This window comes from Paraburkholderia sp. GAS32 (assembly GCF_050434225.1).
Lineage (GTDB): Bacteria > Pseudomonadota > Gammaproteobacteria > Burkholderiales > Burkholderiaceae > Paraburkholderia > Paraburkholderia madseniana.
In genome coordinates this window covers 63,338-69,337 of sequence record NZ_JBNPVS010000052.1, presented here as the reverse complement: position 1 = coordinate 69,337, position 6,000 = coordinate 63,338, and the positions used below count along the sequence as shown (strand labels likewise).

Sequence of the window (6,000 nt, the reverse complement as noted above, 5' to 3'; positions counted from 1 at the left end):
GGCCGACCACTTCAGAGACCCAAGGTCATCTATGCCGATCGTGGTTACGATTCCGATCCGCATCGTCAACGATTGCGCGAACGCGGCATCAAACCAGTGATCGCAAGGCGCCGCACTGAACATGGCAGTGGTCTGGGCAAATTCCGTTGGGTCGTTGAACGGACTCACTCGTGGCTCCACAACTTCCGTCGTCTTCGCATACGCTTCGATCGTCGAGCTGAAATTCACGAAGCATTCTTGAAATTCGGCTGCGCCCTCGTCTGCTGGAACATCTTCAGGCGTACGGAGCAGCCTTTTTGAACTGGCCTCTAAGGCAGTCGTTGTTGGCGTTGGTGCTGAGGATGGACTTGGCGCAGCGTTAAGTCGTTGTTACGCGGCTAACGATCGTCATGTCCTGGTCGCCGGACGCACACTTGAAAAAGTAGAGAGGGTTGTGGCCACGATCCGGCGCAGCGGTGGCAGTGCGACCGCCTATGCCATCGATACCACGCGGGAAGATGATGTCATCCGGCTGTTCGATGCTGCAATGGCCAGTGACGAAGATGGCAGTCCCGCCGATCTGGTCACCTATAACGCCGGCAAGAACCTGAAAATCGATTTTCTGCAGACGGATGCCTCGACATTCGAGGACTTCTGGCGGATGAACACTCTCGGCGGCTTTCTGGTGGGCCGTGAGGCGGCGCGACGTTTTGTGCCGCTCGGTCGCGGCTCTGTCTTCTTTACTGGGGCCACGGGGGCGCTTCGTGGCCTGCCTGGTTTCGCCCATTTCGCTGCAAGCAAGGCGGGTTTGCGCATGATCTCGCAGAGCATGGCGCGCGAGTTCGGCCCACAAGGTATTCATGTCGCGCACGTCATTGTCGACGGCGCGATCGATGGAGATCGGGTGCGCTCGCTGTTTCCTGGCGCCTTCGAGAAGCTCGGAGAGAACGGCATGCTCAATACCAAGGCGATCGCCGAGGCCTATTGGCAGCTCCATCTCCAGCATCCGTCTGCTTGGACGCAGGAACTAGACATCCGCCCGTTCAAAGAACAGTTTTGATGCTTTGACACCAGCCGTAACATGGAGAAAACGATGAAACTTGTTGGCCCTTGGCTTTCTGGATTTACGCGCCGAACTGCTATCACGATGAATCTGCTCGGCATTCCTTTCGAGCATTTGAACCTCAACGCCTACACCGATAGAGATGAGGTTCGTCGATACAGCCCAATGGGCAAGGTGCCGGCGCTTGTTTTCGATAACGGTGACACCATGATCGATAGCGGCGGCATCATCGACGTGTTGCAAGAGATGGTGGGTCCCGAGAAGGCGCTCATCCCGCCGTCAGGTCCGGCGCGTTTCAGGGCGTTGAAGCTTATCGGAATTGGCATGAACATCTACCCGAAGCTTAGCTCCCTATATGACGAAACCCTCCGTCCGAAAGAGCATCAACTGCAATCCGTGTTTGAGAGCCTCGCCGAGCAGGCGATTATCGGGTTGACATTGCTCGAAAAGGAGACCGGAGACGGCTGGCTCGTGAACGACACATTCGGTCAGGCCGATATCATGACAGCAATCTGCTATCAGGCTGCGTCCATGTTTATCCTTCCCGATCACGTTACTGCGGAGAACTTTCCTCGCCTTGCAGCGCTGACCGAGCGTGCGATGAAGATCGATGCATTCGCGTCTACTGTGCCGCACCTCTAAACATCTCGAATGGCTCGTTCGCGCTTGAGGGAGGTCGCAAGTGTGATCAATGAGCAAACGCGATCGTGATAACGTCCAAGAAAGTGGTGTGACAACATCGAACAAAAGCTCCAATAGGTCACCACGACTCATCCAAAGGATGAGTTGTGGTGACCGAGGTACCCGGAAAGAGGCGAATTGATGACTGACACCCATGCTACCGCCGTCACGCAGTAAGTTGAAGCAGGCGGATCGCGCGTTGGCCAGGTTGCGGGAAGGCCCGTTTTTGGGCTCGAAGAATTCCTGTTCCTACTGTTCACTCATCCGGAGGTCCGTCAAGTCGCCGGCCTGGTCTACTGGGGCGGCAGCGAGCCGGTTGGTAGCAACGGGCGCAAACGCGAGCTCGACATCGATCCGCCGGCCTCTCAGCAGGTCGCGAAGGCTCGATACGAGGCTATCACCGAGTGGCGTCAGATCAAGGGCAAGCGCTTTACCGAATGGACGGCGATCAAGCAGCCGACCCTCGCGGTGAGCAGTTCTTGCGACATCGTGGCCGCGACGATCAAATCCGGGATCGTGCTGCAGCACGTCCCTAACGCCCAATTGATCGTCTATCCGAACTCGGGACACGCTGCGCACTACAAGTATCCCGAGTTGTTCCTGAAGCGCAGCAAACTGTTTCTGGATTTCTGGCTGTACGTGAATGATTTGGGCAGCATCCAAGCGCGATACTGTTGAGATTCAGGGCGATTGCTTGCCCTCGTAGCGGATCGTTGTCTGGATTTCCGGCTCAAACGATCGTCTCAGTGACCTGAGACCGTCTGAAGTTTTGTGCGCAGGCTATAACAAGCTGTCTATACACTCAAACGCAAATGCATGGCCAGAAGATTGGCCCGGTTCGTGGTCCGTCATCGAGGTGGCAAATCGAGCTGCGTGGCTGCGGTTGGCTCGCTGCGCAACGGACGGGGTTGGCTAGTGTTTCTTTCGCGGTTTGGAGGGCTTGCTCGAATGTTCATCGAGAGAAGCAAGTACTTCTCGTCGAACATTCTCAAGGATCTCGTTCGCAAGCGCAGGTGCAACCTCCGCAACGGACCGCGACAGGACCACCGCCCCAACCATTTTGCAATGCAGGTTGATTGCCCGTTCGCGTAACGGCCTACGCTCTCCAGTCAAAGGAATCGATCCACTCTCGGCGATCAAACCAGCCAGGATCATTATCTGATCATCTAAGCCACCCGCAAAATGCGATTGTGCTCTGGAGTCCAGACGGGGAGCATCGCCAGCGAATCCGGCAACCGGGCAGCCGTGATCGATGTTGTCTCGATGGGCCTCTGATAAATAATGGCTTACACAGCGCCAAAGAGCGCTGGTCGATTGATCGGCGGCGGACACCTTTTGGTGACCCTTGGCGAATTGGGTCGCACTCTCAGCCATTGCCGACGCGAATACCTCTGCAACTAGAGCAGCCTTTGACTCAAAATGGTTATAGAACCCACCTTGAGTAAACCCAGCATGCTTCATAAGCTCGTTTAGGCCGACAGCATCTACCCCGCGTTCTCTGAATAATTGTGCCGCCGCGGCAACAATCGCGCGGCGGTTTTCCGCAGCCTGTTCTCTCGACACTCCCAAAGCGCGCTCCTTGAATCCGTTGCTCCAACACTCTAATGCTACTACACCACGATTACGATCGCACTCACAATCGACTATCGTGGTTGCTACGCTCAGCACGAATCGCTGCGAGTGTCTTAAGAAAGGACTTTCCGCAGCCCGGAAGGTGATCGGAGATGCTCGGTCGGGAGCGTGAGCGACCTTTCAAAAATCGTTATCTGCGGTGACGAGTGAAGAGTCCAACGTGCCGACGCCGGGGTAATTGTGGCGGAAAGGGGGCAAGCGACAAGGTAACCGGAACATAGTCGGTTTGCACAGCTTCCTGGCGGGCGGCGCTTGCAGATTCGCTAGCTGATGAGGCGAAAGCGGCAGTCAAGCGCGACACTGCGGACATCCAACAGAGCTTGATATTCCGGCGAGTTGTACCAAGCCAGTGCTGCATTTCTATCGGGAAACCGGACGATTAAGGCGCGTTCATACGCGGCATCTCCAAAGATCAATTCCCACGGTCCGCTCGCAAGGGTTTCACCGCCGAACTGCTTAAGTATGGGTGTGGGCCGAGCTGTACTGTTTCAAGGCCTCCGGGTTGCGAACGGTTGCTTCGACAACAACGTATGCGTTCATGTTCATTTCCCTTTTGGCTGGTAATTCGAGTCACTTGTTGGTGACCGAGTTTGATGGTAACGACGAGTGTTCAACCACTCGCCAGCTTCGAGACAGATCCGGTTCCATGCACAGGCGAACGATTTGAAGTTTTCGACAAAGGCGGTCTTGGTTCCATTCGTAAATATGTGACCTTCTGTCATCATAGACAGGTTCGTACAATGTTGATCGAAATTGATATCGTATACTCGGGCTGAGGCACCCAGCCGCCTGCGATGCGGTGCTGCGACTGTTCATCTTTTGCGCTCCGGGGTGATGAGCCGATGCTCGCGCATCACGCCTGTGTACGTTGCGTCAGGCGCTGCATTCGAATCTCGGCTTTTCCCCGCGGGTAGATTCAGGCCGTGATTGCCGGTTGTTACCTACGCACGAGCAGTCGTGCCGACGCGTGGCAACTGCAGAGTCGAGGATCAAAACTTAAGGTCAGCAACTCGCGGTTGATGCACTGTATTGGCGCATAAATCTCAGTGGCATCTAGGTTGACTCTCACTTCGTCGTCGGAGGCCAAGGTGCTAGCTGATTGCGGCTTCGCTTGCTACGTTGCAGTCCGGCTGTCCGTGACAAATCTGGAGGGGCGGCGAATGCTAGCGTTACCTTGGCAGTGGTACTTGAGCATGACTTGCTCTCCCATTGCGGACCAGTGATTGGCCGGCTGAGTTACACCTGGCACTGGGCTATGCCACGGTGGACGCCTCTAGGTCGGCGCTGTCCCGTCGCCAATTGCAAGTGCCGGTATTCGCGTTTCCAAGTCGACACTGAAAGCACGCGTTGGCATAGGGCGTTGCTATTCGGCTCGCTTCGATGCAGAGGAACGCCGAATTGCCTGCCCGCAAAACGCAGGGAGCCGTAAGCCGACTCCGAGAGGCCTCATGACTGAATCCCAACCGATTGGCGTGATTTATTTGAGGGGCAAGAACGAAGGGGTCGGGCCATAGCCTGCGAATAGATCAGTGGCAATGGCACAAAGAAATCTAGGATCTCATAGGGGTAGAGGGACTGGCGCGGTAACGCTCCCCCAGGCCATGCCGCTACTGACGCCGATCAAAACGCAGTAGCGAGTCGAGCCCAGATAACGCCTAAATTAGGATGCTGGTCGGTGCGGTCGATTACTGGAGTGACCTTCGGGTGTGTCTAGTAAGGCGGGGGCACAGGCTTGCGTTTTGTGCTGGATGGTATATGATGCGCGTCATATGAATAGAGCCTCCACACGATCCAAAGAGAAAGAAGCGACGCACGAGCGCATTGTCGAAGCCGCCGCGCGCGCCATTCGGCGCAGTGGTTATGACGGCGCCAGTGTCGCCGATATCATGAAGGAAGCCGGGCTCACGCACGGAGGCTTCTATGCTCACTTTTCCTCGCGCGAGGCGATGCTTGCCGAGGCGGCGGATCGCGCCGGTGCCGAAGCCGTTGCCTCGTCGACGCGCGTGGCCGCTGCGGCGCCTCCGGAGCAGGAATTGCGGTGGCTGCTTCGCGCTTATCTGTCGGATGAACATCTCAAAAACGCGGAGCTTGGCTGTCCTGTTGCTGCGCTCGGTTCAGAGATGCCACGTCAAGCGCCCGAGGTACGGCGAGCCGCCACGCATCGCATTAAGGAAATGATTGATGTCATTGCTCGTCAGTCGCCCGACTGGGGGCAGCCCGGCGCGCATGAGCACGCATTGGTTACTGCGGCCACGATGGTGGGCGCATTGCTCATGGCACGTGCTGTCGACGACCCCAGTCTTTCCGACGCGTTGCTGAAGGCGGCGTTGAAACACCTCGCTCCTGTTTACGACTAAGTACATTGGCGTCGACGTTTTTACTCGAATTTTAATATGATAATTATCATATTAAAATCAAAAAAGCGCGACCGCCCAGGTCCAATAGCGATTGCATTGCCATCACTGCAATCGATTTCGTGGTCACTTTCTAGAAGAGCGCTCCTATGAAACTGAAGAGAGCCGTCGCGCTTGCCACTGGAGGCTCCTCCGGCATAGGTGCCCCAAGGCTGGCGAATCATAGAAATTGCTGCCTACATTCTCGCCCCGCCTGCGTGTTGGATGCCAGGATTCAAAAAAATCTGCGAC

Annotated in this window: 7 protein-coding genes; 5 read left to right on the top strand and 2 right to left on the bottom strand. The window is 56.1% G+C overall.

Going from position 1 to position 6,000, the window contains the following annotated elements; all coding sequences use genetic code 11:
• The 4 genes from P3T25_RS40045 to P3T25_RS40030 form a co-directional block, all read left to right on the top strand.
• On the top strand, nucleotides 1-300 hold a 300-nt coding region (locus tag P3T25_RS40045), incomplete at its 5' end, for a transposase (protein ID WP_429362764.1).
• A 1-nt stretch (nucleotide 301) separates the two neighbouring features.
• Nucleotides 302-1,039 (top strand): SDR family NAD(P)-dependent oxidoreductase, encoded by a 738-nt coding sequence (locus P3T25_RS40040; protein WP_429362776.1) that lies wholly within the window; start codon nucleotides 302-304, stop codon nucleotides 1,037-1,039.
• Nucleotides 1,040-1,072: 33 nt separating this feature from the next.
• Complete coding sequence (locus tag P3T25_RS40035; RefSeq protein ID WP_429362762.1) at nucleotides 1,073-1,684, top strand: glutathione S-transferase family protein; 612 nt, start codon at nucleotides 1,073-1,075, stop codon at nucleotides 1,682-1,684.
• A 507-nt stretch (nucleotides 1,685-2,191) separates the two neighbouring features.
• Nucleotides 2,192-2,401 carry an alpha/beta fold hydrolase gene (locus P3T25_RS40030; protein WP_429362760.1) on the top strand — a complete coding sequence of 70 codons (210 nt, stop codon included), beginning with the start codon at nucleotides 2,192-2,194 and terminating at the stop codon, nucleotides 2,399-2,401.
• A 234-nt stretch (nucleotides 2,402-2,635) separates the two neighbouring features.
• Here P3T25_RS40030 and P3T25_RS40025 read toward each other — a convergent pair whose 3' ends face one another.
• Both P3T25_RS40025 and P3T25_RS40020 read right to left on the bottom strand, forming a co-directional pair.
• The gene (locus tag P3T25_RS40025) at nucleotides 2,636-3,292 is read right to left on the bottom strand and encodes a TetR family transcriptional regulator (protein WP_429362774.1); all 657 of its coding nucleotides are present in this window, start codon (nucleotides 3,290-3,292) and stop codon (nucleotides 2,636-2,638) included.
• 326 nt (nucleotides 3,293-3,618) lie between these two features.
• The gene (locus tag P3T25_RS40020; protein WP_429362772.1) at nucleotides 3,619-3,819 is read right to left on the bottom strand and encodes a DUF1330 domain-containing protein; all 201 of its coding nucleotides are present in this window, start codon (nucleotides 3,817-3,819) and stop codon (nucleotides 3,619-3,621) included.
• Between the two features lie 1,305 nt (nucleotides 3,820-5,124).
• Here P3T25_RS40020 and P3T25_RS40015 point away from each other — a divergent pair.
• Complete coding sequence (locus P3T25_RS40015) at nucleotides 5,125-5,712, top strand: TetR/AcrR family transcriptional regulator (protein WP_429362758.1); 588 nt, start codon at nucleotides 5,125-5,127, stop codon at nucleotides 5,710-5,712.
• The last annotated feature ends 288 nt before the right edge of the window (nucleotides 5,713-6,000 follow it).